Source organism: Ruegeria atlantica (assembly GCF_013032505.1).
Taxonomy (GTDB): Bacteria; Pseudomonadota; Alphaproteobacteria; order Rhodobacterales; family Rhodobacteraceae; genus Ruegeria; species Ruegeria atlantica_F.
On sequence record NZ_WQCG01000001.1, the window covers coordinates 1,339,576 to 1,365,602 of the forward strand.

General features: G+C 56.9%; 25 protein-coding genes. 7 read left to right on the forward strand and 18 right to left on the reverse strand.

The genetic code is table 11. The features are described 5' to 3' along the window. The first annotated feature begins 80 nt into the window (after nt 1-80). Nucleotides 81-1,100 carry a ribose-phosphate pyrophosphokinase gene (locus tag GOW92_RS06580; RefSeq protein WP_170559027.1) on the forward strand — a complete coding sequence of 340 codons (1,020 nt, stop codon included), beginning with the start codon at nt 81-83 and terminating at the stop codon, nt 1,098-1,100. Between the two features lie 60 nt (nt 1,101-1,160). After that, a complete protein-coding gene (gene rpiB / locus GOW92_RS06585; protein WP_170559029.1) occupies nt 1,161-1,610 on the forward strand; it encodes a ribose 5-phosphate isomerase B in 450 nt (149 codons plus the stop codon). A gap of 57 nt (nt 1,611-1,667) precedes the next feature. Here rpiB and GOW92_RS06590 read toward each other — a convergent pair whose 3' ends face one another. From GOW92_RS06590 to GOW92_RS06620, 7 genes are all read right to left on the reverse strand, one after another. Then, complete coding sequence (locus GOW92_RS06590; RefSeq protein WP_170559031.1) at nt 1,668-2,018, reverse strand: H-type lectin domain-containing protein; 351 nt, start codon at nt 2,016-2,018, stop codon at nt 1,668-1,670. 115 nt (nt 2,019-2,133) lie between these two features. Next, nucleotides 2,134-2,544 (reverse strand): F0F1 ATP synthase subunit epsilon, encoded by a 411-nt coding sequence (locus tag GOW92_RS06595; protein ID WP_170559033.1) that lies wholly within the window; start codon nt 2,542-2,544, stop codon nt 2,134-2,136. 12 nt (nt 2,545-2,556) lie between these two features. After that, entirely contained in the window at nt 2,557-3,981 is a 1,425-nt protein-coding gene (atpD, locus tag GOW92_RS06600; RefSeq protein ID WP_170559035.1) for a F0F1 ATP synthase subunit beta, read from the reverse strand. Nucleotides 3,982-4,001: 20 nt separating this feature from the next. Then, on the reverse strand, nt 4,002-4,877 hold the full coding sequence (locus tag GOW92_RS06605; protein WP_170559037.1) for a F0F1 ATP synthase subunit gamma: 876 nt from the start codon (nt 4,875-4,877) through the stop codon (nt 4,002-4,004). 15 nt (nt 4,878-4,892) lie between these two features. Further along, nucleotides 4,893-6,431: a F0F1 ATP synthase subunit alpha gene (gene atpA / locus GOW92_RS06610; RefSeq protein WP_170559039.1), complete on the reverse strand. Its 1,539-nt coding sequence runs from the start codon at nt 6,429-6,431 to the stop codon at nt 4,893-4,895. Then, nucleotides 6,432-6,992 carry a F0F1 ATP synthase subunit delta gene (locus GOW92_RS06615; RefSeq protein WP_170559041.1) on the reverse strand — a complete coding sequence of 187 codons (561 nt, stop codon included), beginning with the start codon at nt 6,990-6,992 and terminating at the stop codon, nt 6,432-6,434. A gap of 311 nt (nt 6,993-7,303) precedes the next feature. Next, the gene (locus GOW92_RS06620) at nt 7,304-8,038 is read right to left on the reverse strand and encodes a class I SAM-dependent methyltransferase (RefSeq protein WP_170559043.1); all 735 of its coding nucleotides are present in this window, start codon (nt 8,036-8,038) and stop codon (nt 7,304-7,306) included. Nucleotides 8,039-8,099: 61 nt separating this feature from the next. Here GOW92_RS06620 and gloB point away from each other — a divergent pair, with 61 nt between their 5' ends. The 3 genes from gloB (at nt 8,100) to GOW92_RS06635 (ending at nt 12,390) form a co-directional block, all read left to right on the forward strand. Beyond that, the gene (gene gloB / locus GOW92_RS06625) at nt 8,100-8,867 is read left to right on the forward strand and encodes a hydroxyacylglutathione hydrolase (protein WP_170559045.1); all 768 of its coding nucleotides are present in this window, start codon (nt 8,100-8,102) and stop codon (nt 8,865-8,867) included. 173 nt (nt 8,868-9,040) lie between these two features. Next, on the forward strand, nt 9,041-11,365 hold the full coding sequence (gene clpA, locus GOW92_RS06630) for an ATP-dependent Clp protease ATP-binding subunit ClpA (RefSeq protein ID WP_170559047.1): 2,325 nt from the start codon (nt 9,041-9,043) through the stop codon (nt 11,363-11,365). A 137-nt stretch (nt 11,366-11,502) separates the two neighbouring features. After that, nucleotides 11,503-12,390, forward strand: coding sequence for a YHYH protein (locus GOW92_RS06635; protein ID WP_170559049.1), 888 nt, complete (start codon nt 11,503-11,505; stop codon nt 12,388-12,390). Between the two features lie 25 nt (nt 12,391-12,415). Here the strand turns inward: GOW92_RS06635 and GOW92_RS06640 are convergent, their stop codons facing one another. The 3 genes from GOW92_RS06640 to GOW92_RS06650 form a co-directional block, all read right to left on the reverse strand. Beyond that, nucleotides 12,416-14,116 carry a peptidoglycan -binding protein gene (locus GOW92_RS06640; RefSeq protein ID WP_170559051.1) on the reverse strand — a complete coding sequence of 567 codons (1,701 nt, stop codon included), beginning with the start codon at nt 14,114-14,116 and terminating at the stop codon, nt 12,416-12,418. Nucleotides 14,117-14,119: 3 nt separating this feature from the next. Next, nucleotides 14,120-15,298, reverse strand: a complete 1,179-nt coding sequence (locus GOW92_RS06645) for a biopolymer transporter ExbB (RefSeq protein ID WP_170559053.1) — start codon at nt 15,296-15,298, stop codon at nt 14,120-14,122. Between the two features lie 69 nt (nt 15,299-15,367). After that, entirely contained in the window at nt 15,368-15,898 is a 531-nt protein-coding gene (locus tag GOW92_RS06650; protein ID WP_170559055.1) for a gamma-glutamylcyclotransferase, read from the reverse strand. A 67-nt stretch (nt 15,899-15,965) separates the two neighbouring features. Between GOW92_RS06650 and GOW92_RS06655 the strand changes: the two genes are divergently transcribed. Next, nucleotides 15,966-16,967, forward strand: a complete 1,002-nt coding sequence (locus GOW92_RS06655) for a DUF2125 domain-containing protein (RefSeq protein WP_170559057.1) — start codon at nt 15,966-15,968, stop codon at nt 16,965-16,967. On the opposite strand, the gene GOW92_RS06660 is transcribed toward GOW92_RS06655, so the two are convergent. The 4 genes from GOW92_RS06660 to GOW92_RS06675 all read right to left on the reverse strand — a co-directional run bounded on the left by GOW92_RS06660 (nt 16,964) and on the right by GOW92_RS06675 (nt 21,294). Then, complete coding sequence (locus GOW92_RS06660; RefSeq protein ID WP_170559059.1) at nt 16,964-17,815, reverse strand: extensin-like domain-containing protein; 852 nt, start codon at nt 17,813-17,815, stop codon at nt 16,964-16,966. The two genes, GOW92_RS06655 and GOW92_RS06660, sit on opposite strands and share 4 nt — an antisense overlap. Beyond that, complete coding sequence (locus GOW92_RS06665) at nt 17,812-18,732, reverse strand: prephenate/arogenate dehydrogenase family protein (protein ID WP_170559061.1); 921 nt, start codon at nt 18,730-18,732, stop codon at nt 17,812-17,814. The genes GOW92_RS06660 and GOW92_RS06665 overlap by 4 nt, the downstream gene beginning before the upstream one ends. Continuing rightward, complete coding sequence (hisC, locus tag GOW92_RS06670) at nt 18,729-19,814, reverse strand: histidinol-phosphate transaminase (protein WP_170559063.1); 1,086 nt, start codon at nt 19,812-19,814, stop codon at nt 18,729-18,731. Before hisC ends, GOW92_RS06665 begins: the two co-directional genes overlap by 4 nt. A gap of 64 nt (nt 19,815-19,878) precedes the next feature. Next, nucleotides 19,879-21,294 (reverse strand): aminotransferase class V-fold PLP-dependent enzyme, encoded by a 1,416-nt coding sequence (locus GOW92_RS06675; protein WP_170559065.1) that lies wholly within the window; start codon nt 21,292-21,294, stop codon nt 19,879-19,881. A gap of 103 nt (nt 21,295-21,397) precedes the next feature. Here GOW92_RS06675 and GOW92_RS06680 point away from each other — a divergent pair, with 103 nt between their 5' ends. Beyond that, entirely contained in the window at nt 21,398-21,859 is a 462-nt protein-coding gene (locus tag GOW92_RS06680) for an Lrp/AsnC family transcriptional regulator (protein ID WP_170559067.1), read from the forward strand. 128 nt (nt 21,860-21,987) lie between these two features. On the opposite strand, the gene rpsD is transcribed toward GOW92_RS06680, so the two are convergent. From rpsD to GOW92_RS06700, 4 genes are all read right to left on the reverse strand, one after another. Beyond that, the gene (gene rpsD / locus GOW92_RS06685) at nt 21,988-22,608 is read right to left on the reverse strand and encodes a 30S ribosomal protein S4 (protein WP_058275494.1); all 621 of its coding nucleotides are present in this window, start codon (nt 22,606-22,608) and stop codon (nt 21,988-21,990) included. 200 nt (nt 22,609-22,808) lie between these two features. Next, complete coding sequence (locus GOW92_RS06690) at nt 22,809-23,345, reverse strand: hypothetical protein (RefSeq protein ID WP_170559069.1); 537 nt, start codon at nt 23,343-23,345, stop codon at nt 22,809-22,811. A 377-nt stretch (nt 23,346-23,722) separates the two neighbouring features. Next, entirely contained in the window at nt 23,723-24,454 is a 732-nt protein-coding gene (locus GOW92_RS06695) for a hypothetical protein (RefSeq protein ID WP_170559071.1), read from the reverse strand. A 945-nt stretch (nt 24,455-25,399) separates the two neighbouring features. Beyond that, on the reverse strand, nt 25,400-25,579 hold the full coding sequence (locus GOW92_RS06700) for a hypothetical protein (RefSeq protein WP_170559073.1): 180 nt from the start codon (nt 25,577-25,579) through the stop codon (nt 25,400-25,402). Nucleotides 25,580-26,027: the final 448 nt, after the last annotated feature.

Sequence of the window (26,027 nt, forward strand, 5' to 3'; positions counted from 1 at the left end):
GCTGGACGGTAAGGCCATGCTAAGCGGTGTCAACATCACGAATCTGTCACATTGCCATTGCTGCCCGGGGACCTCAGCCGATGCCGACACTCAACGAACCCAAGCTTATCGCTGGGAACGCCAACCTTCCTCTTGCCGAATCCATATCGCGGCGCATGAGCCTGTATCGCGGCGTCGATCAGAATCTGGTCGATGCGCGGGTCGAACGCTTCAATGACGGCGAGATTTTCGTCGAAGTGTTCGAAAACGTGCGCGGTGAGGATATGTTCATCGTCCAACCGACGTCGAACCCGGCGAATGACAACCTGATGGAGTTGTTGATCATCGCCGACGCGCTGCGCCGGTCTTCGGCGCAGCGTATCACCGCCGTGATCCCTTACTTCGGCTATGCCCGTCAGGATCGCCGCACCAAGGCACGCACGCCGATCAGCGCCAAGCTGGTGGCCAATATGCTGACTGGCGCCGGGATTGAGCGGATCCTGACCATGGACCTGCACGCGGCGCAAATTCAGGGGTTCTTCGACATGCCGGTCGACAACCTCTACGCTTCGCCGATTTTTGCACTGGATGTGAAACATCAGTTTCAGGACAATCTGGACGAACTTATGGTCGTCTCGCCCGACGTGGGCGGCGTGGCCCGTGCGCGCGAGCTGGCCAAGCGCATCAACGCCCCCCTGTCGATCGTGGACAAACGCCGCGAAAAAGCCGGTGAAGTGGCTGAGATGACTGTAATCGGTGACGTCAAAGACAAGATATGCCTGATCGTGGACGACATGTGCGACACTGCAGGAACGCTATGCAAGGCGGCTCAGGTCCTGCTGGATAACGGTGCGAAGGAAGTTCACTCGTATATCACGCACGGCGTCATGAGCGGCCCTGCGGTCGAACGCGTGACGAATTCGGTGATGAAATCGCTGGTTCTGACCGATACGATCCAGCCGACCAAAGAGATCGCCAAAGCCAAAAACATCCGCATCGTACCAACCGCTCCAATCTTCACTCAGGCAATCCTGAACATCTGGAACGGAACAAGCGTGTCTTCGTTGTTCGAGGACAAGACGCTGACCCCAATCTACGAGTCGATGTATCACATGGACTGACCAAGTCGGGCGGCGCAGCAGCCGCCCTTTTTTGTCAACACACAAAGGCAGGACGAACCCGTGACAGCCTCAAAACGCATTGTTCTTTCCAGTGACCACGCAGCGATCGCGCTGCGCCAGACGGTCGCCGACCATATCTCGGCACAAGGCTGGGAAGTCGTCGATATCGGCCCCAAAACACCGGAAAGCACGCATTATCCGGTACACGGCAAAGCTGCAGCTCAGGCCGTTGCCTCGGGCGATTGCCACCTTGGGATCGTCCTGTGTGGTACAGGTCAGGGCATCATGATGGCGGCCAACAAGGTTCCGGGCATTCGCTGTGGCGTGTGTTCTGACGCTTTCTCGGCCCGCATGATCCGCGCGCACAACAACGCCAACATGCTATCAATTGGCGCGCGTGTCGTGGGTGAAGGTCAGGCCCTGGATATCGTAGATGCGTTTCTGGAGGCCGAGTTCGAAGGCGGTCGTCACGCAACCCGTGTGGACATGATCGAGGCGCAGGGCGACTAAACCGCATTGTGCTATCCCACGACCGCGCAATGGGCCCCGTAGTGGGGCCCTGTTGCGTTAGGAGATGTCCCAATCGTCTTCGTTGGCCACCTCTCCGATGGCGGTCCATGTGACCCGTATTCTGGCGATCCGTGTGTCAGACCATGTGCGGAACACCGCGCTGAAGCCTTCAGGCGTAATGTCTTCGGCGGTAACTTCGGCGCGCAGGGCAGAAGATGTATCTACATCCCACAAGGACACACCAACCTGAACAACCGGCACTGATCGGAACGCCTGACTGAACGTCACGACTGACCGGCGCTGGCGCGGCCCTTCGCCCGTCCACATCTCGCCACCATCGGCGAACTCGGAAAAAATGACTGCCTCGCCTTGGTCGATTCCAATCGGGTGGGATTTAAACGTCTTCATTCATTCAACTTTATTTATAAACCCCCGGAGGTTAACCCGGTACTTCACTAAAACTCCACAAAAAAACGGCCCCGATTCAACGGGACCGTTCTAAATCAATTGAACGTCGATGGGCTCACAGGCTCATATGCGTTCCAAGGGCTTCCATATCGGCCAGCAGCTTGGCTGCGTCATCGACGATAGACTGATCGTCACCAGCCTTGGCCGCCTCGTGCGAAGCGCGGGCTTCAGTGATCAGATCGTCCAGATGTGACCGTGTTACTTCAGCAACCGGAATGGCCTTTTCGGCCAGAACCGAAAGGCTGTCGCCGTTGATCTGGGCAAACCCGCCGGTGACCAGGTATTCGCTGGACCCTTCGGGTGCCTCAACCTTCAGCAGACCGGGGCGCAGCGTGGTGATGGTGGGGGCATGATCGGGCATTGCCGTCATGTCCCCGTCCGCGCCGGGAATCTGGACCGCGGTGGCCTCAAGCGAAGCAAGGCTCCGCTCAGGGCTGACGAGGTCGAATTGCATCGTGTTTGCCATCAGGTGTGCTCCTTAGGCAGCTTCTGCGGCCATCTTTTCCGCTTTGGCGATCACTTCGTCGATGCCACCAACCATCAGGAAGGCCGCTTCGGGCAGGTGATCGTATTCGCCGGCCACAACGGCCTTGAACGACGCGATGGTCACATCCAGAGGAACCTGAACGCCGGGCGAGCCAGTGAAGACCTGCGCAACGTCGAACGGCTGTGACATGAAGCGTTCGATCTTACGCGCACGTGCCACGGTCAGTTTGTCCTCTTCCGACAGTTCGTCCATGCCAAGGATGGCGATGATGTCCTGCAGCGACTTGTAGCGTTGGAGGATCTGCTGAACGTCGGTCGCAACCTTGTAGTGCTCTTCACCGACGATGGCCGGGTCAAGCAGACGCGAGGTCGAGTCGAGCGGGTCAACCGCAGGGTAGATACCCTTTTCCGAGATCGCACGGTTAAGAACGGTGGTCGCATCCAAGTGAGCGAACGAGGTTGCCGGTGCAGGGTCGGTAAGGTCGTCCGCAGGCACGTAGATCGCCTGAACCGAGGTAATCGAGCCCGACTTAGTCGAGGTGATGCGTTCCTGCAGGGCGCCCATGTCGGTGGCCAGTGTCGGCTGGTAGCCCACCGCCGAAGGAATACGACCCAGCAGAGCCGAAACCTCGGAGCCTGCCTGCGTGAAGCGGAAGATGTTGTCGACGAAGAACAGAACGTCGGTACCGGACTGGTCGCGGAACTGTTCCGCCAGGGTCAGACCGGTCAGAGCAACACGTGCACGTGCTCCCGGAGGTTCGTTCATCTGACCGTAAACCAGAGCCACCTGCGATTCTTCCAGGTTGTCCGGCTTGATAACGTTCGATTCGATCATCTCGTGGTACAGGTCGTTCCCTTCACGGGTCCGTTCACCAACACCCGCGAACACCGAGAAGCCCGAGTGCACTTTTGCGATGTTGTTGATCAGTTCCATGATCAGAACGGTTTTGCCAACGCCGGCACCGCCGAACAGGCCGATCTTGCCGCCTTTTGCGTAAGGGGCCAGCAGGTCGACAACCTTGATGCCGGTGACCAGAACTTCCGACTCGGTCGACTGTTCTGCGAAGGTCGGCGCAGGCTGGTGGATTGCGCGGGATTCGGTTGCCTCAACCGGGCCCTTTTCGTCGATGGGGTCGCCAACAACGTTCAGGATGCGGCCCAGGGTGGCGTTGCCAACCGGAACCGAGATCGGTGCGCCCATGTCTGTTACTTCTTCGCCACGGACCAGACCTTCGGTCGCATCCATCGCGATAGTGCGGACAGTGTTTTCACCCAGGTGCTGTGCAACTTCCAACACCAGGCGCTTGCCGTTGTTGGTGGTTTCCAGCGCGTTCAGAATTTCAGGCAGCTGATCTTCGAAGTGCACGTCGACGACGGCCCCGATGATCTGTGTGACTTTGCCTTTTGCATTCGCCATGTTTCGTCTCCGGTTTGTCTCTACAGCGCTTCGGCGCCGGAAATAATTTCAATCAGCTCGTTGGTGATCACGGCCTGACGCGAACGGTTGAACTGGATCGTAAGTTTGTCGATCATTTCACCCGCGTTACGTGTCGCGTTGTCCATTGCGGACATCCGTGCACCCTGTTCCGAGGCTCCGTTTTCGAGCAGAGCCGAGAAGATTGCAGTCGCAACCCCCTTGGGCAGCAGATCGGCCAGAATGGCTTCTTCGCTGGGCTCGTAATCGAACACCGCACCGCTGTCATCACCCTCGGTGTCCTCGAACGAGGCAGGAATGACCTGCTGTGCCGTCGGAATCTGGGTCACAACGTTTACGAACTTCGAGTAGAAGATCGTTGCAACGTCGAACTCACCCCCGTCGAAGCGGGACAGAACGTCCTTAGCGATGTCCTGCGCGTTGGTGTAACCCAGACGCTTGACCTCGCTCAGGTCGACATGTCCAACGAACAGATCACCAAGATCACGCTTGAGGGCGTCGCGGCCCTTTTTGCCGACAGTCAAAACCTTGACCGTCTTGCCTTTCAGGCGCAGCTCTTCCGCTTTGACACGGGCCAGCTTGGCGATACTCGAGTTGAAGCCGCCACACAGGCCGCGCTCAGCTGTCATGACAACCAGCAGATGGACATCATCACTGCCCGTACCCCGGAGCAGCTTGGGGGCGCTGTCGCTACCCCCGACTGATGCCGCCAGCCCCGCCATCACGGCATTGAACCGCTCGGCATAGGGGCGCGAGGCTTCGGCAGATTCCTGGGCGCGGCGCAGTTTTGCAGCCGCGACCATCTGCATGGCCTTGGTGATCTTGCGGGTCGATTTGACCGACTCGATCCTGTTTTTAAGGTCCTTAAGATTTGGCATATGCCCGCCTCTCCCTTAAGCGAAGGTTGCGGCGTATTCGTCCAGCGCAGCCTTGATCTTGTCGGAAGCGTCACCCTTGATCTTGGGATCTTCGTCCGTGATCCACTGAAGCAGATCTGCGTGTTTGCCACGCAGGTGCGCCAGCAGGCCAGCTTCGTAACGTCCAACATCAGATACTTCGATCTTGTCGAGGTAACCGTTGGTACCGGCGAAGATAACGCAGACGATTTCAGCGTTGGTCAACGGCGAATACTGCGGCTGTTTCATCAGCTCGGTCAGACGCGCACCACGGTTCAGCAGCTGCTGAGTTGCGGCGTCGAGGTCGGAACCGAACTGCGCAAACGCAGCCATTTCGCGGTACTGCGCCAGTTCCAGTTTCACCGGACCCGCAACCGATTTCATCGAGTTGGTCTGAGCCGAAGAGCCCACACGCGAAACCGACAGACCGGTGTTCACAGCAGGACGGATGCCCTGATAGAACAGTTCAGTTTCCAGGAAGATCTGACCGTCGGTGATCGAAATCACGTTGGTCGGGATAAACGCCGAAACGTCACCACCTTGGGTTTCGATAACCGGCAGAGCGGTCAGCGAGCCGGCACCGAAGTCCTCGTTCAGCTTGGCCGAACGCTCCAGCAGGCGCGAGTGAAGGTAGAAAACGTCGCCAGGATAGGCTTCACGTCCGGGCGGGCGGCGCAGCAGCAGCGACATCTGACGATAGGACACAGCCTGCTTCGACAGGTCATCATAGATGATCAGTGCGTGACGGCCGTTGTCACGGAAGTATTCAGCCATTGCGGTTGCGGCGTAGGGTGCCAGGAACTGCATCGGTGCCGGGTCGGACGCGGTTGCGGCCACAACGATCGAGTATTCAATCGCGCCGGACTCTTCCAGTTTCTTCACCAGCTGCGCAACGGTCGAACGCTTTTGACCGATGGCAACGTAAACGCAGTACAGCTTCTTCGACTCGTCGTCGCCAGCCGCTTCGTTATAGGTTTTCTGGTTCAGGATCGCGTCCAGTGCAACGGCGGTTTTGCCGGTCTGACGGTCACCAATGATCAGCTCACGCTGGCCACGGCCAATCGGGATCATCGCGTCAACCGATTTCAGGCCGGTTGCCATTGGTTCGTGAACCGATTTACGCGGGATGATGCCCGGTGCTTTAACGTCTGCAACGCCACGCTTGGTTGCGTTGATCGGGCCTTTGCCGTCCAGCGGGTTGCCCAGACCGTCTACAACGCGGCCCAGCAGCTCGTCACCGATCGGAACGTCCACGATCGAGTTGGTGCGCTTAACGGTGTCACCTTCTTTGATGTCACGGTCGGAACCGAAGATAACAACACCAACGTTGTCGCTTTCCAGGTTCAGCGCCATGCCCATGATGCCGCCGGGGAACTCAACCATTTCACCCGCTTGCACGTTGTCCAGGCCGTATACACGGGCAATCCCGTCACCGACGCTCAGCACGCGGCCGATCTCGGCCACTTCGGCTTCCTGACCAAAATTCTTGATCTGGTCCTTCAGGATTGCAGAAATCTCTGCAGCTTGGATTCCCATTTATCCGACCTCTTTCATTGCATTCTGTAGGGAGTTGAGCTTCGAACGGATCGAGCTATCGATCATTTTCGAGCCCACTTTAACGACAAGACCGCCGATGAGGCTTTCATCAACGGTCGCATTGATTGTCACGGTCTTGCCCACACGCTCGGACAGCGTCTTGGACAGTTTTTCGATCTGGGTTTTGGTCAGCGCCTTGGCCGACGCGACATCGGCAGTCACTTCGCCACGTTCGTCTGCCAGCATGTCGCGCAGAACCTGCACCAGCTGCGGCACAACAAATAGGCGGCGTTTCTGCGCCATCAGACCCAGCGTGTTACGCAGGATGGCGTGCAGACCCATTTTGTCAGCGATTGCGGTAATGGCGCCTTCTTGTTCGGCGCGCGAAACCAGAGGCGATGCGATCAGGTCGCGCAGTTCGGCACTGTCGCCCAATGCTGCTGCCAGATCGTTGATTCCGGTTTCCAGACCTGCGAGGTCATTATTCTCTTTGGCGATCTCAAAGATCGCGGTGGCATAGCGCTCGGCGATGCCTGTGGAAATCGAAGCTGGTTCGGACACGTCCACCCTTCCGATATTTTGGGCCCCGAATTCGCGTTGCGGCAGCTACCCCGGGGGCGTGAAGAAACCCCGGCCAGACGGTCGGGGATCAAAATCACCGGGGGTCTAGCAGAGCCGAACCCAGCTAGCAATATATTATCACGGCAACAGGCTTATCCACAAAGTGTTTAATTTCAAACAGTTAAGCCGGGTGCGACCCTTTTGTCCGGCTTAAACAGGCGAAAAATGTTACGAAAGTGTAGGTTTTTGCGATTCCTGTGTCCTATTTCCCTCAATTTTTGCGATTTGCCGAAGCAAATTGACCGGTATGTTCAGGCTGGTTTCAGAAGACCATCCAGCGCCTTGATCGGTCGACGCTCGGCGTCTTTTGTGACATTTCCACTTGGCGGACGGATCTGTTTTGTCACCTCAACCATCAGCACACCGCCCGCCATAACGGTGGGCAGCCGTTGACCAGTCTTTTCGATCAGATTTGCCGATTTCAGCCAGAAACGTCGAAAGGACGGCGGTAGGTAAAGTGCAGAGCAGTGGCTTTCCGGGATGAAATGATGCGCCTTGAGCTGGCTTTCCAGTTGAGAGGCAGAATAGGGTCGGCCAAAGCCGAACGGTGTCTTGTCTGTCCGTGACCAAAGCCCTGCCCGGTTGGGCACAACAAAGAATGCGCGCCCCCCTGGCCCCAGAACACGCCAACACTCATTCAACAATTGGCTGGGCCGCTGCGACGTTTCTAGACCATGCATCACAATAAGCTTGTCTACATGGCCCGTTTCGATTGGCCACAGGGTTTCTTCTGTCAGAACCGACACATTTGGCATTCCCGCTGGCCAGGGCATAACCCCCTGTGGTCCCGGCATCAGGCCGATTACGCGGCGAGCGTCGGCAAGGTAAGGACGCAGCAAAGGAACAGCGAACCCGAATCCTGCCACGGTTTGCCCTTTGGCCTCAGGCCATTGCTCAATCAATCGTCCACGGATCGCCGCCTGCGCGGCACGACCCAGAGTGCTACGATAGTAGAAGTTCCTCAAATCCTGCACATCAAGATGCATTGCAGACACCCGGTCAATCGGCTTAGCTGGGCGCAGTCTAGCAACGAAAGGGCAAAAGGCCATGCCTCTTGAGGTCGTTACCATCCCATGTCTCAGCGACAATTACGCATTTCTGGCGCATGACGCCGCAAGCGGCAATACCGCACTGGTCGACGCCCCCGAGGCCGGTCCCATTCTGGCCGAGTTAGACCGGCGCGGGTGGGCGCTGTCCCACGTATTGTTGACACATCATCACTGGGATCACGTGGACGGTTTGAGTGCAATTTTGGAAAGACGCCCGGCCAAAGTGATTGGTGCGGCTGCTGATGCACATCGCCTGCCACCGCTGGATCAGCAAGTCAGCGAAGGCGACACTTTCGAAGTCGGGGGCGAACCGGTTCAGGTCCTGGATGTATCGGGACATACGGTCGGACATATTGCGTTCTATATGCCGCAAAGCGCAGTTGTGTTCACTGCAGACAGCTTGATGGCCTTGGGTTGCGGGCGCTTGTTCGAAGGCACGCCATCGCAGATGTGGGCCTCTCTCAGCAAACTGGCCGCCCTGCCCGACGATACGCTGGTTTGTTCAGGTCATGAATACACGCAGTCCAATGCAAAATTCGCTGTGACTGTTGACCCGGAAAATGCTAAGCTACAGGAGCGCGTTGCTGATATCGACCGCGCCCGCGCAGCCGGAGAAGCCACTGTGCCCTCATCTCTGGCGCTCGAAAAGGCCACAAACCCCTTCTTGCGAGCCGCTGATCCGGCGATTCAGGCCCATTTGGGTATGCGCAATTCGGACCCGGTCGAAGTTTTTGCGGAAATCCGGGCTAGAAAAGACCGCTTTTAATGCCCAAATTGCCTTCCTCACGGCCACGGTCACGTGAAATGTGACTGTCAAGTGAAAGAAAACCCTTGAAGCCGGGCCACGATCAACCAAACTCTAATAGTATGAGGACATGGTTGGGATGGGGTTCCGGCCGAAGCCTGCCCCCTTTCGACCCAAGACAGAGGAGCACCCGCGTGCCTTCATTCTCGAGCACATTAGAACAAGCCATCCACGCGGCCTTGGCAGCCGCGAATGAACGGCGTCACGAATTTGCCACGCTGGAGCATCTGCTTCTGGCGTTGTTGGAAGAACCTGACGCGATCCGCGTCATGAAAGCCTGCAGCGTCGATCTGGATGAGTTACGCAGCACGCTGGTCGAATTCATCGACGAAGACCTGTCCAACCTGGTCACGGATATCGACGGTTCCGAAGCTGTTCCGACAGCTGCTTTCCAGCGCGTCATTCAGCGCGCGGCAATCCACGTCCAAAGTTCAGGTCGGACCGAAGTGACCGGGGCAAACGTTCTGGTCGCCATCTTCGCCGAACGCGAGAGCAACGCAGCCTATTTCCTGCAAGAACAGGATATGACCCGCTATGATGCGGTGAACTTCATCGCACACGGTGTGGCGAAAGACCCTGCATACGGGGAAAACCGCTCGGTATCGGGCGCCGATCAGGTCGAAGAAGAAGCTCAACCTGGCGTCACCGAGGGCGATCAGAAAGAAAGCGCGCTCGGAAAGTACTGCATTGACCTGAACGCTAAATCCCGTGCGGGCGACGTCGACCCTCTGATTGGACGCGCCGATGAGGTTGAGCGTTGCATTCAGGTGCTGTGCCGCCGCCGCAAGAACAACCCACTGCTGGTGGGCGATCCGGGCGTGGGCAAAACCGCCATCGCCGAAGGTCTGGCGCATAAGATTGTGGGCGGGGAAGCCCCCGATGTGCTGTCCGAAACCACTATCTATTCGCTGGATATGGGCGCTTTGTTGGCAGGCACCCGTTATCGCGGCGATTTTGAGGAACGCCTGAAAGCGGTCGTGACCGAGCTGGAAGATCACCCCGACGCGGTATTGTTCATCGACGAGATCCACACCGTCATCGGTGCCGGTGCCACTTCGGGCGGCGCGATGGACGCGTCAAACCTGCTGAAGCCTGCTCTGCAGGGTGGCAAGTTGCGCACCATGGGATCGACCACATACAAGGAATTCCGTCAGCATTTTGAAAAGGACCGCGCGCTGAGCCGTCGGTTCCAGAAAATCGACGTGAATGAGCCTTCGGTCGAGGACAGTGTAAAAATCCTGCGCGGTCTCAAACCCTATTTCGAAGAGCATCACGAGATCAAATATACTGCTGACGCCATCAAGACGGCGGTAGAACTGTCGGCCCGTTACATCAACGACCGCAAACTGCCCGATAAGGCCATCGACGTGATTGATGAGGCCGGTGCAGCGCAGCATCTGGTGGCTGAGAGCAAACGGCGCAAGACCATCGGGGTTAAGGAAATCGAGGCGGTCGTCGCCAAGATCGCCCGCATCCCGCCCAAGAACGTCACCAAGGACGATGCCGAGGTTCTGAAAGACCTCGAAGCCTCGCTGAAACGTGTGGTGTTTGGCCAGGATCTGGCAATCGAAGCGCTGTCCAGCGCAATCAAACTGGCACGTGCCGGTCTGCGTGAGCCTGAAAAGCCCATCGGCAACTACCTGTTCGCCGGCCCCACCGGCGTAGGGAAGACCGAGGTGGCAAAACAACTAGCGGATACGCTGGGTGTGGAGCTGCTGCGCTTTGACATGTCGGAATACATGGAGAAACACGCGGTCAGCCGCCTGATCGGCGCGCCTCCGGGCTATGTCGGGTTTGACCAGGGCGGCCTGCTGACCGATGGCGTTGACCAGCATCCGCATTGTGTTCTGTTGCTGGACGAGATTGAGAAAGCGCACCCGGACGTGTTTAATATCCTGTTGCAGGTGATGGATCACGGCGAGCTGACCGATCACAACGGACGCACGGTGAATTTCCGCAACGTAGTGCTGATCATGACCTCGAACGCGGGCGCGCAGGAACAGGCCAAGGCGGCTATCGGCTTTGGCCGCGACCGTCGCGAAGGAGAGGATACCGCCGCGATCGAACGCATGTTCACGCCGGAATTCCGCAACCGTCTGGACGCCGTGATCTCATTCGCGCCACTACCGAAAGAGGTCATCCTCCAGGTTGTCGAGAAATTCGTGCTGCAGCTTGAGGCGCAGTTGCTGGACCGCAATGTGACCATTGACCTGACCCGCAAAGCCGCCGAATGGCTGGCGGACAAAGGGTATGATGACAAAATGGGTGCCCGTCCTCTGGGCCGTGTCATCCAGGAGCACATCAAGAAGCCTCTGGCCGAGGAGTTGCTGTTCGGCAAACTGGCCAAAGGCGGCGTGGTCCGCGTGTCGGTCAAAAAGGGCGATTTGAACCTGGAAATCCTCGGCCCTGATCAGCCGCGTATTCCGGGCGATAAGCCTCCGCTTTTAACTGCGGATTAAGACCCGCGTACGACTAAAGAACTTGATCGCCCGGTTGCCCAGCAGCCGGGCGATTTCGTAGTCACCTCGAGCTATTTCGACGGAATAGCCAATCCCGCACGTTTCAATGTCACAGTTGAAACGCAAAGGGGATTTTGATGACCAAGACTGTCGCCGTTTGGAGCGTTGCATTCGCTCTTTCCACAGTTGCTGCTATAGCAACCGCCCAGCACAGATTTCGGTACCACGACGAAACAGAAACGCGACCACTTCGTCTGCAAGCCGCAACAGTTGACCCCGGACACAGTCATTCTGAAATCTCTGAGGTGCGAAACAGCCTGCGCGTTTCAGCCAATGGGATTCCCGATCACCTTGTCGGCCGCTTCCCAAATAAGGGCAATCCGCACAGCATTTCCGAGCAGCGCGTCAAACTGAAAGTGCCGGCCAACCCAAAAACCAATGGACGCATTACCCCGCTCGAAATGGGATGGAATTTTGGCGTGTCTTTGAACGGCGTCGTATTCGACCCGTTGGCGGCTGAGTTCTGGCAAGGAAGTCCCCGTTCGGGCTGGTCCTACAATGCGCTTGGCGGTGCGGTTGCTCTGGGCTTCGACGAAAACTTTGCGCATGTACAACCCAATGGAAAATACCATTATCACGGCATCCCTACTGGCTTTATTGAGCTGCTGGACTATTCACCCAACCGTCATTCGCCACTGATCGGATATGCCGCCGATGGTTTCCCGATTTATGCAATGACCGGCGTTGTGGACGGGAACGTCACGCAAATGACGTCGTCCTACCGCTTGAAAAGCGGCAACCGCCCCGGAGGAAGAGCACCAGACGGGAACTACGATGGCACGTTCAATGAAGACTATGCCTACGTCGCTGGCGCAGGAAATCTGGATGAGTGTAACGGAGCCTTTACGGTTTCGCCCGAATATCCATCAGGAACGTATGCGTATTTCCTAACCGAAAGCTACCCGATCATCCCGCGCTGCTTTGCGGGCAAACCAGATACCAGCTTTCGGTTCGGTCGTCGGTAACCCATACCCTTAACGAGTGACACTGTTACCTTTCGGTGAGTTTCAGCTCGATCCGGCGATTCTGTGCGCGGGCCTCCGGCGTGTCGGCCGGGTTGACAGGCTGGAACTCACCAAACCCATTTGCGGCCAGCCGGTTTGGCGGGATGCCCAAAGCTTCAACCATATAGCGCACCACTGACAAGGCGCGCCCCTGGCTCAGCTCCCAGTTGTCTCGATAGCGCCCTGAACCGGCCAGCGGCACGTTGTCGGTATGGCCATCGACGCGGATCACCCAGTTCAGACCCTCGGGAATCTCAGCAGCTACGCTACGTAGGATACTGGCCACTTTGGCGACCTCCTGCTGCCCGATCGGTGACAAAACGGCTGAACCGGTATCAAATAAGACCTCCGACGAGAACACAAATCGGTCGCCTTCGATCCGAACGCCTTCTTCATCCCCGAGGACGTCGCGCAATCTTCCAAAAAACTCTGACCGATAGCGCTGCAGGTCCTCGGCCTGCGCCGCCAGTTCCTGATTTTGACCCGACAAAGCCTCGGCCTCAGCTTCTAGCCGGACGCGCTCAGCTTCTTCCAAAAGACGTCGACGGCGTTCCTCCGATGCCGCGCGGGCCAAAGCTGCATTCAGGTCCTGACCCAGGGTCTGAATTCGAATGTCCGAAGCTGCGTTGCGTTCTTCGTAATCGTCCAACAACGCCTGCAATCCGCCAAGTTGTTGGCGGAGCGCGGCCATCTGCTGGTTCAACAACGCCGTTTCCCGCTGCGCTTTTGCGGAAATCGTTTTCTCTGTTGAGATCGCTTCCCTAGCCACAGCCAATAGGTTTGCACGTTCTTCGGCCAATGAGCGCTGCGTTTGTGCCTCGGTCTGTGCTTCGGCCTGCGCAGCCAAGGCGGCTTGTAGTTGGGCCTGCAATTCGTCCGTATCCAGCGCGCCAAACTGGCGCTCAAGCTCGGCCTTCGCAGCCCGTGCAGCAGCAAGCAGCGTCAGCGTGTCCTCAGCTTCCTTGCGCTGCGCTTCCAAAGCCAGGGTCATCGCCGTCAACTCGGCATCTGCGTCCTGCAGTCGGTTGCGCAGGTTTTCGGCGGCGGCAGCTTCAGCCAGTTTGGCAGCCTCTTCCGCGCTGAGTTGCTCTTCCAGTTCACTAATCCTGGTGGATTGCGCCGTGTCACTCTGTTCAAGATCTGCGACCAACGCCTCCAACGCCTCGCGTTGGGCAGCCGCCAACCGAGCGGCTTCGGCCTGTTCGTCGATCTCAGACCGGCTTTGCGCCAGAGCAAGGTTCAATGCCTCACGGTCTTCCAGCAGTTTGGCACGCTGGGATTCCAGTGATGCAATTGCACCGCGTGCGCGTTCCTGATCCGTCAAAAGTGCGGCGACCTGCGCCTCAAAATCCGTTATTCGCGCTTGCGACAGGGCCAAGTCCACTTCGGCCCGCGCCAGCGTATCCTCGGTTTGCGACAGAGTCGCATTCAACGCCCCAAGACGGGCCTCCAAACGGCTATTTTCACGCTCTTCCAAACCCAGCGCTCCGGCCAGCGCAGCGACTTCATCTGACAGGGCAGTCAGTTCGTCCTCTTGGCCGGAAATAGTTTCGCGCAACACGAACTGCACCACCATAAAGATGGTCAGAACGAAGGTCAGCACCATCAGCAACCCAGTGATCGCGTCAACAAAGCCCGGCCAAACCGAGCCCTGAAAACGCTGACCTGTGCGGCGGGACAGAGCCATGGATTACTCCCCTTCCGGAGCGGTGCGCACGGCGCCTCGGGGCAATGTCAGGGCTTTGACCAGCAATTCGATATCCTTGCGCAATTCGCTCATGCTTTCCTGACGACCGGCCGAGATTTCTTCGAGGATGCGCAATAGCTGAACGTCCATCGAGCGCAGGCGCATCCGACTTTCGGCGTCTATACCATCGCCTGTCCCCTGATCGCGCATGTGGTCCAACAAGGCATCCTGCCCAAGGGCCACGCGGTCCAATGCCGCTGTCACCCCTTCAGATTCAGACTGTCGCACATTCATTTCACCAATCGCGTCGACCAATTGGCCAAGCTTAACCGAAACGGTGGCGCGGTCAGCCTCTTGCGCTGAAAACAGGTCCTGCAGCGCATCCATCTGCTCGGACATAGCATCCAGAACCGGGGTCAGGACGGCTAGCTCTGCCCCGCCCTCTTCAGCGGCGGCAAAGCCAACGCGGGTGATTGAGGACAACCATTCCTCAAGCTCGCGGTAGAACCGGTTCTGGCCGTGACCCGCGAACAGTTCCAGCAAACCAACGATCAGAGATCCGGCAAGACCCAACAGGGACGAGCCGAATGCCACGCCCATGCCTTGCAATTGCGCCTCAAGCCCCACCATAAGTCGGTTGAACACAGCCAGACCCTCTTCGCCTTCTTGGGGGTTCAGACTTCGGATTGTGTCCACGATGGCCGGTACAGTCGTCGCCAACCCAAAGAACGTTCCCAAAAGGCCAAGATAGATCAGAACATTGGTGATATAGCGCGTTATCTCACGCTCTTCTTCAACCCGTTCCGCAACCGAATCCAGGATCGACCGGGTCGAACTGGAGCTGATCTGCGATCGGGCACCACGTTCCCGCAGCAACGATGCCAGGGGCGCCAGCAATTGCGGCGTGCGTGCGTCTTCGCGTACCACGCCGCCTACAAAAGCCTCAATCCACCGAACCGATCCAATCAGCTGCGCCACCTGAAAGAAACAGGCAAACACACCAATTATGAATACCAGAATGATAAAACCGTTCAGGTATGGGTTGGCCTGAAACACCGGCAACACATATGGCAACGCCATAAAGACGCCCAAACCCGCCAGGCCAATTGCGACCAACATCATCACAATCTGACGGATGGGATGCGAGAAATGGGGTCTCGCGCCCTGATGTGCCTGCGCCATGCGCGTACTTCCCGGTTTTTGCCTGCTCTGGCTTGAATCTAGCCAAAATCCGCCGGTGACGCCAAGGAATTATGATGTGATGTTGCGCACCCGTTGCGCTAACCACTCAAGATCGGGATCGCGCAGGTCGATCTCGGCCAGATGTTCAGCTGTGTTATACAGGTATTCCGTATTCGGACCGCGCCCGCCAACCGCATGCGCAATGATCTGCGCCTGCTCTTCCAACGGCATGCCACCGCAGTATTGGACGTGATCCGCGTCGATCACATAAGTCACGGCGGTGACGACTTCGCCGTTGTTCAAATGCACATCAAGGTTTTTCTCGACATAGGCAGACGAAATCAGCTCACGCTCGCGCAATTCATGCAAGGTGCGCTCTTCATGGCCGGCCTCGACCGCAAGTGCCAAGCCGGTGCAATTGGCATCGGCCTGTTCGTCCAGTGCCAGCACAAGGCCGGGGTGTTCTTCGGTGCCGCGGTGGTGAATTGAACTCATGCAGAATGAGCGGGCATACCCATGCAACGTGGCGTGTTCGCTGCGCGCCACCGGAAAGCCCGGATTCCACAGCAATGATCCATATCCGAAAACCCACATCGTCATAGCTCTGGTCCTTGCCCGTTTGGGCCTATAAACATCAAATTCAACGCGGGAAAAAGGGCCAACTGCCATGCGCGGTCTAATACGAGTAGTCATTTTCTTAACGGTTATCTGGAGCGCCTATTGGTTCGTTGCCGGATTCGGATTGCGGAACGCAATCACCGCCTGGTTCGACAATCAGCAGGAACAAGGCTGGCAGGCGGACTTTTCCGATGTTTCGACAGCCGGGTATCCGTTTCGTCACGTTACGCGCCTGAACAGTCCTGCTCTGGCAGACCCAGTCAACGGCACCGCGTGGAGCGCGGATTGGATTGAGTTCCAAAGTCCTGCCATCTGGCCCGGACGCCAGGTGCTGCGCTTTGCCGACACGCCCCAGCGCCTGTCCTATTTTGATCAGACAGCGACCATTGAAGCCAGCGATCTGCAAGCCGAGCTACAGCTGCAACCCGGTGTGGCGCTGGTGCTGGAAAAAATGGCTTTGACCGCCGGTTCATGGTTGATCACCGATGATGCCGAAGCGCTGGCTGGCGGCGATACGCTGACATTGGTTATGGAACAGACCTCTATTCCGGTAACCTATGCCATCGGCGCTCGAATAGACGGGTTTACCCCGGGAGATGGTCTGCGCGATTTGATGCGGTCTGCAACTACGTTGCCACAGGCGTTTGAGACGCTCGAACTGGATATGACGGCCACGTTCAACAAACCGTGGGATCGTACGGCTCTGGAACAAGGCAGACCGCAGCCGGTGAAGATTGACCTGAACCTTGCCGAGATGAAATGGGGTGCTTTGCGTTTGTTTGCAGCGGGTGAGCTCGACATCGACCACCAGGGAATTCCAACGGGCGAGATTGCGGTCAAAGCTGAAAACTGGCGCGACATGATTGCAATGGCTAACGCTGCAGGTGCCCTACCCGATCAGGCCGTTGATCCTGTGACGCGGGCACTGAACTTTATGGCCGGGCTGGGTGGAAACCCAAATGCGCTGGACCTGCAGCTTAACTTCCGGGACGGTTTCGTGGCGCTCGGGCCTTTGCCGCTGGGGCCTGCGCCCCGCCTGATCTTGCGTTAACGGCAGTATGGCCCGCGACGATGGCGGGCGGTATCCAGATGGAAATGATCCCGGTGATACCGGTCGGCGTTTGGCCCTAGTACGGTGCCAAACGGCCCACACGCTTCGCGCCAGATCTTGACCAGTTGTTTTTGGGACGGGTTCTTGCGCCACCCGTTCAGGACCGACACAACCTCTCCATCGGCCATCTTGAAAGCCGAGATATCAATTGCTCGGCCTTTGCCGTGCTCGGAAATACGAGCGCCTTTACGGTTGTTTCGCGTCCGACACGCATAATGCGCGGCGACCTGCAACTGGACCACCGGCCCGCGTCTCTTGAAGGTCGGCTTGACTGCCTTTTCAACCCACTTGTTCAGCGCAACAGCCGTTCCACAATCCATCGTGGAAGGACGACTAAGCGTCACCCCCGAGATCGAGGTGATCTGAACTGCGTCCTTGATCCCACATGCCTTGATCTTACCCGGTACAGTGCCGACTGGCTTGCCCTGTATATTGATGTCGCCGCATACCGACCCCTTACGCAACTTACGCTTTTTGAACAGCGCCTCCTGCTCAAGGGCTTTGGGCCGCAGGTACGGCATCAGCGATGTGTCTGGTCCAAGCAGGGGCAGGTCTGCGGGACGGGCCGCGACCGCCAAAACCTGCGGCGACGCTGGCCGCAACTCCGGGCGTATCGTCGCCGGAGGCAGCTGAGGCAACACCGCGCTGCTGAGGACGATCTGTTGCGGGGTCAGTACAGTGCCGGGCCGCGACAACGGTACCAACGAGCGTTCCAGTGAACCAGCCTGAGTCGATGCTGCGCAAAGCGCTGCAAATGCAATCAGAGTGGTTCTCCAGCCCCGTGTCATGGGTTCGTTTTCCCCCGTCCGAAATCTGGCGCATCCGTGTCTTGCCCGGCGTCAATGATGCCGCGTCGGATCGCGCGTGTACGGGTGAAATAGTCGAATAGTTGCTCGCCGTCACCTGTTCTGATTGCGCGCTGCAAGGCAAACAGCTCTTCGGTAAACCGGCCAAGGATCTCCAGCGTCGCTTCCTTGTTGGTCAGGAACACGTCACGCCACATCGTCGGATCCGAGGCTGCAATGCGGGTGAAGTCCCGGAACCCCGCAGCGGAATATTTGATAACTTCGGTATCGGTGACCCGACGCAGATCATCCGCCACGCCAACCATTGTGTAGGCGATCAAGTGCGGCGCGTGCGATGTCACGGCCAGAACCAGATCATGGTGGTCCGCATCCATCTCATCGACGTTTGACCCCATGCCTTCCCACAGCGCTCGCAAGCACGCAATTGCGTCCGGATCAGAGCCTTCGACTGGAACCAACAGGCACCAGCGGTTATCAAATAGCTCGGCAAATCCCGATTCCGGGCCAGAATGCTCGGTCCCCGCCAACGGGTGCGCGGGTATGAAATGAACGCCATCAGGGATTTCAGGCCCAACGGCCTGAATAACGTGGTGCTTGACCGAGCCGACATCTGTCACTGTCGCCCCAGGTTTCAATGCGGGCGCAATTTCCTTTGCAACAGCCCCCATCGCGCCGACAGGGACGCAGAGAACGACAAGATCCGCGCCCTCGACCGCCTCTTGCGCGCTGTCGCAAACTCGGTCGCACAGGCCGATACGACGGGCCGTTTCGCGGGTGGCTTCGGACCGCGCATAGCCGGTAACCTCACCCGCAAGCCCAGCGCGTTTGATCGCCCAGAACATTGACGAGGCAATCAGGCCCAGCCCGATCAAGGCCACACGGTCGTAAACTTGGCTCATGCGGCGCCCCCTTTGAACGCAGTGATGGCCGCAACAACGCGGCGGCAGGCTTCTTCGTCGCCCACGGTGATCCGCAGGGCGTTCGGCAGGTTGTAGCCCGCCACGCGGCGCACGATCAAACCTTGGGTCTTGAGATAGTCGTCACACGCCTCAGCCTCAGCCCGGTTGGCAAAGCGGGCGAGGATGAAATTGGTGCAGGACGCATCCGATGGAATCCCGATCTTGTCCAGTTCTTCCGACAGCCACACCCGCAGGCGCGCATTTTCGGCCTGGCAGAAGGACAGGAATTCCACGTCATTCACCGCTGCCTCTGCAGCAGCCAACGCGGTCAAGGACAGATTGAACGGCTGGCGCACCCGATTCAGCACGTCGATAATCGACTGCGCGGCATAACCCCAACCGACACGCATTCCACCCAGACCGTACACCTTGGAAAAGGTCCGCGTCATGATCACGTTGTCAAACCGATCCACCAGCGATGCACCACCGTCGAACCCATCGACAAACTCGGCATAGGCCCCGTCGATCACCATCAGGCAGGTCTTGGGCAATGCCTCGGCCAGACGCAGCAATTCAGCCTCGGCGATCATGGTCGAGGTCGGGTTGCCCGGGTTTGTCACAAACACAATCCGCGTCCGGTCGTTCACGGCAGCCAGAATGTTGTCGACATCCACGTGGCGATCCCGCTCGGCCACCATCACCGGGGTTGCACCAGCCATGCGGGCGATGATCGGGTACATCGAAAACCCGTGCTCGGTATAGATAACCTCATCACCGGGGCCCGCATAAGCCTGAGCGATGAACTGCAGGACTTCGTCACTGCCAACGCCGCAGATAAGTCGTGCCGGGTCCAGCGCGTGACGCTCGCCGATCGCCGCGCGCAGACTCGCATGGTCGGTGCTGGGATAACGATGAAGCGTTGCCGCGCTATCGCGAACCGCTTCGATCGCCTTGGGGCTTGGCCCAAACGGATTTTCGTTCGAGCTGAGCTTGATCACATGCTCGACCCCGGCCACATGCGACTGACCGCCTTGATAAAGCGCGATGTCCATAATGCCGGGTTGCGGGGTGATCTTGTTCATAAGAGGCTCCGTTGTTGGAGCCTCTCATACCTGTCTCAACGCGTTGAGAAAAGCGGCAATTCCGTCACGCCGCTTTGAAGCGGGCGGTCGCCGGGTCCGCGTTGTAATAAGGGGTGAATTCCTCAGTCCGGTGGGACAGGTCATTGACGCTGTCGATGATGAACTGAACCGTCTCTTCGCTCATAAGGTACGAGAAATTCAGGCGGACCCATCCGGGTTTCTTCATCTCTTCCCCTGCTGACAAAGCAGCATGCAATTCAGTGGACGTTTCATGGTCGATATCCAGCAAGCGATGCGCATATGGCCCGGCACACGCGCAACCACCACGCGCCTGAATGCCGTAGATGTCGCTGAGCATCCGGGTAAACAGTTGCTGATGCACCGGCTGGCCAGAGTTGTCCCGCACAAGGAAAGAATAGATCGGCAAACGATGCGGGTTTTCAGTACCTAGCAAAGTCAGGTTCGGATTGTCCCCCCACCCTTTCAATGCCATTTCATTGTACCGGGCTTCGCGTTCAGCAATTTCATCCGTGCCGACGACATCCTTGACGATGAAGGCCAGCGCGGCGCGGATATCTCCGATCACATTGGGTGTTCCGGCTTCTTCCCGCGTAGCCAAATCCTCGCTGTAGTCATGGCGCCAGGGCGATACAAAGCTGACAGTCCCGCCACCAGGCCAACTTGGGCAAGTGCGTCGAACTGCGTTCTGATTAACGATCAGCACACCGGAAGCGCCCGGGCCGCCCGGGAATTTGTGCGGGGATACTACGATGGCATCCTTGCGCGCATCTTCTGGCCCCATGTCCATCGGCAAATAAGGTCCACCCCCAGCGTAATCCCAGATCGAAACAGCGCCATGAGACTTGAGCAGCCGCGTGATCGGGTCCGGGTCGGTAATGATGCCGGTTACGTTAGAGGCGGCGGAAAAAGAACCGACAATCAGATCGGAATCGGAATTGTCCTCCAATGCCCGTTCAAGTGCACCCAGATCAACGCCACCTTCAGGCGCTTCGGGGATTTCGATGACCTGCGCTTTGCTTTCCCGCCAGGGGAGGATGTTTGAATGATGCTCATACGGCCCGATCAGAACAACCGGCCGGTCAGCCCCCTCAATTCCCATCAAACTGACCAGCCGGTTAAGACCCGCAGTGGCGCCGGACCCGGTAAAGATCACCGCGTCCTCTTCCTTTGCTCCAACAATGCGGGCTATTTCTGCGCGCGCTTCGCGCCGCAGGCGGGTCATGTACGACCCACAATAGGAGGCCTCTGTATGGCTGTTGGCATAGAAAGGCAGCACCTCATGGGTGACAAAATCCTCCACCTGCCGCAGCGCGCGACCCGAAGCGACGTAATCCGCATAGACCAGCGGCACGTCCCCATTCAAACCGGGGATCAGAACATTTTCTCCGATCAGCCCATCGCGCAGGGTTGAATTGCGAGTGGTGGATTGGAGGTCTGCGCGAAATTTTGACAAGGTCATGGTGAAATCTCCATATTGCACAATCCAATATGATTGAGCATTGCCGCGAAAACCTCCCCTATCTTTTGGTAGAATTCTAAAATTTTGTGTCATATGATGCGGAATGGCTGACAAATTAGATCAAATTGATAAACGTATCTTGCGTGAGCTTCAAACAGACGCAACGCTATCTCAGCGTGAGTTGGCAGATCGGGTCGGGCTATCGCAAAACGCCTGCTGGCGCCGATTAAAGGCGTTGAACGAAAATGGTGTCGTTACCGGATCAACCGCGCAAATTGCGCGTGAGAAACTGGGGCTAAGCCTTGTGGTCTTTGTCATGCTACGCACCCGACATCATTCGGCGGACTGGTTGCAGGCCTTTCGACGCCACGTCCTGACCATCCCCGAAGTTGTGGATTTTCATCGCATAGGCGGCGACTATGACTATCAATTGAAGGTCGTCACACAGGATATGTCATCATACGATAAAGTATATCAGCGACTGATCGATAAGGTCGAACTGGACAGTGTCACATCATATTTCGCAATGGAGGCAATCGCTGAGGGGCGCCCCTTGCCGATCTGATCCGCTCTTCGTCCGGCCAAGGTATCCCAGCGGAATCACAGCCCGCCTCAATTGGGAACAAAGGCCCCTTTAAACAAAGAAAGGCCGCGCAATTGCGCGGCCTTTCCAAAACTTGATGTCGGCGAAGATTAGTTCTTCGCGTAGAATTCGACGACCAGGTTCGGCTCCATGACGACCGGGTAAGGCACATCGCCCAGGCCAGGTGCGCGCACGAAGGTGGCGGTCATTTTCGAATGATCGGCGTCGATGTAGTCAGGTACATCACGCTCGGCCAGAGCGGCAGCTTCCAGAACAACAGCCAGTTGCTTGGACTTGTCACGCACTTCGATCACGTCGCCTTCTTTGACACGGTACGACGGAATGTTGACCCGCTTGCCGTTCACTTTGACGTGGCCGTGGTTCACGAACTGACGAGCGGCGAAGACGGTCGCAACAAATTTGGCGCGGTAGACGACGGCGTCCAGACGACGCTCCAGCAGACCGATCAGGTTTTCACCAGTATCGCCGTTCACACGCACGGCTTCGGCGTAGATGCGGCGGAATTGCTTCTCGGTCAGGTCGCCATAGTAGCCCTTCAGCTTCTGCTTGGCGCGCAACTGCAGACCGAAGTCCGACAGTTTACCCTTGCGGCGCTGACCGTGCTGGCCGGGGCCATATTCACGACGGTTGACCGGGGATTTCGGACGACCCCAGATGTTTTCGCCCATCCGGCGGTCGATTTTGTACTTGGCAGACGTGCGTTTGGTCACGGCTGATCTCCTTCTTAAAGTCGAGGCCTTTTTAGGCCGCTATGAAGGGCGTTGTCCTCTTGAGGTTTCCCCCATGACAGGAATCCCCTTGCGGGGTCCACCAACACCAATGAAGCCGCGCTTATATCCGCAGAATTGGCGGAGTCAACACGGCTTGGATCTTTTTGCTATGTGAGAACGCAGTCTGCCGGATTGGAAGTTCAGTCTGCCAGGCTTCGGGCTCGCGTGACCGCGTTTTCCCAGCCCTCGTCCGTCAGCGACTGCGTTGGAAATGCGACAACGGTTCTATCCGGGAGGGTCGATACGGTTTCGCGTTCAAATTCGGCATACGCGCTAACCCAGAATTCTTGGTCGCGTGCGGGATATCCGTTTTCGAAAACCAGCGTCGGGTCTGCCTCTCCGGGAACCATAAACAAATCTGCTGTATATGTTTGCGCTCCGTTGGTCAGGACGACCCGACCCAACGCACCGTCTGCCACGCTCGGCGACGGCGACATGCTGCTTAACACTTTTGATGCGTATGCTTCGGCCTGACCTGACAACACCAGGGCCTGCTCTGACGGGCTGGCCAACGAAAGGGCCTGCCCACGCCATGACCATGCAGCTCCAACTTTCAAAAAAGACTGAGGCGCTGCCTCAAGTCCGTCTAACTCTGTCTGCGTCCACGAAATGGATATACGACCGCTAACCCCGGCTCTCATTGTGCCGCCTGTACCTTTCAACAAATCACTGCTCACTGACATCTTCTTATCAAGACAGAATCTGGCGGAAAAGGGACCGAATTGCAGCAATCACGCAAATGTTTCTAAATTGTCAAATCAAATTGATACTAAAATGACAACTTTTCAACCTTGAGTTGCTCTACTCGAAAAACGGCAGTTTACAAAGCAAGACTGTCCAAATCGATTCGCCAACCAAATACTTGTTTTTAATTTGCAAATCGAACCCAGTGATCTTGTGTCTTTTAAACCGCCAGTTCTGTACTGAATATATGAAAAATTAATGTTCCGGTTCTTACAATCACTCGCGAACCTGCATTTTGATTGGTCGGAGCATTACGTAACGGCAACTTGCTTGGGCCACTGCACCAACCTGGCCACGCACCTGCTTCAAGTCATGAAGTGGCGCCGTTCGACCGCTTAAGTTTGTTCAAGTACTCGCGTTTCGCGGCCGACACCTCTTCGTCGCTCAAGTTCGATCGATTCAGTTCTAAAAAGTAGTCAGCGCCGCCCATTGGCTGGACGTTGCGATTTTCACTTTTGACAAGCCTGTCGGACCTGACGTTCAGGATGGACAGTGCCTTAATCAGCGGGAAATAATGGTCGTCGAACCTGGAAACATTGACAGACTCTACCTCAGCACGCGGGGACACAGCCTCCTTCACGCGGCACACTACGGCCTCAAGATCCGAACCCCGACGCAATGCCTCGCCGTATTGCGCTAAGTTCTCGCGAATTCTGTGGCTACGCAGATTTTGCCAATACGTACTTTTGACCCAATCGGGCGCGTTTCGTGTTGTAAGCAGAAATACAATGCGGTCCCCATCTTCAGTCAGGTGTAAGACCTCATCCAACAGAACTTTGGCAAGAACGTGCGTTTGTTCATACGACCAAACCCCTTTGCGACCGGGGATTAGGCCAGCGAGTTCTTCGTTGCTGATCAGTAGAGGCTTACCGCCATGATCTGCAAACGGCTTTAGCGCTTCGCGAATGATCGCTCCAAAATTACGAAGAGTGCGCTTCTTGGGGGCAACCGCATAGCGCCGCGCGGCGCGGCTGGCGTCTTGCAGATCTTCCGGCAAAAGGACGTTGATGTGATCTTTCAGATATCCCCGATTTTTCGACAACGTCTTTTGCAGAGTTGTTGTTCCTGTTTTATGGAAACCCTGATGAATTACCACCTTCAAAACGCTTCACCTATTTCGCCCTTGGTCCACATATGCCCACCCTTTTCAAAGCGGACCCTAATCGGCTCGATGGGGAATGGAAAAGAGATAAACCGGGACGCATTGCGGCTTGTGTTGGATTACCTCATCAGAGGGACAAGGGCGCAAAGCGGTCAAATTTGTCCAACACCAGCCCCGACAGATACCTCTATAACCAAGCCGGACAGGTGGTGCACATCAATCGGATGTCATTTAAGTTCTGTCTTATCAAATTCGTAAGGTTCTTTAAGTGGTGCCCGGGGGCGGCACAGCTAAAACTTTGAATAACAATGTGTTGTCAAAAAGTGGGACATATAATTTTCCCACTAATTGTTGCGCGTTTCTAATTTTATGTCCCACCACTTAGACGCTAAACCTATGTCCTTTTTTGGTCTCCGCCTTCACGGGCGCTCACGCGACGGCAAATTTTTCCAAACCCATGATGCTCGCAATGATTGCGACGAAGAAGGGCCAAATACGGGGAGCTTCGGGGAACCGGCGGGGAATGATTGGGGAGCCTAAATGCAGCGATGGTTGCCAGTAAATCTTATAAATTACAATATCTTATATAGATACTCTTTAGTGTATGGGGAGTAAGGGAAGTTATTTTCTATCCCCCACGCGAGAAATTGGCATTTTGACCAATTTTTCATAGAGGTAATAGAAGTCGCTCCCCACCTCCCCACTTGAAAAATGAAACCCGGCGTGGACCAAACACCGCCAGAGGTTTTGTGGGTCCTTTCGGGGCGGTGTTACGTGGGTATATTCGCGCCACGTTTCCTTGGCCGACTAACGATTTCGAACAAGTGGGTTTTTCGATTGGGGTTGTTGTTCCGAGCTGATCACGATGGGGCGCGTTGTACCGCGTCACCATGCAAGCCCCTGACCATACAATAACACCGCATCGGCAAGCTCCCCACCGGTGGCGACGGCGGCCGCATACAGTGCGACACGGATAAAAACCATTGCCGGATTGGCAAACCATCCCCTGGCCTCGTGTGTGCCATGTTGTGATGCGATCTTCAAAATGTACTGCTGCCTGCTCATGTGAACCTCGGCAAACGCTGCTCTCGGGTAGCCAGTGACCAAGGAATCATGATGTGCGGGAAGTTTCCTCTGGCGGTTCCCCACCTCAAATGCACAGGGCGAACCGGACTCTAAATTCTTGTTGGCTCCGCAGCTACGTCTGCTTCGACGTCCTAACGACCGTTTGTGCTGGAACTGGACGTTGGTTAGACGCGGCGTTATCGACTGGGTCAACACAAATGACCGCATTGGGCCCGAAGCAGTCACTCGCTGCGATTAAGTCGGACGACTGCTGTGCGGACAAAGCGGCCGTTAGTTGCACCGCTGCACAGGACCTTGGAAAGAGTACTTTAGAGTTGAATAGTCACGTTTCTCTATCGACTGTTTCGCCTGGCACTTTTTCGTAGCTCGAAAAATTGACAGGCTTTGGCCAATACCGCGAGTGAGCGGGCGTGAGAATTTGCAAACC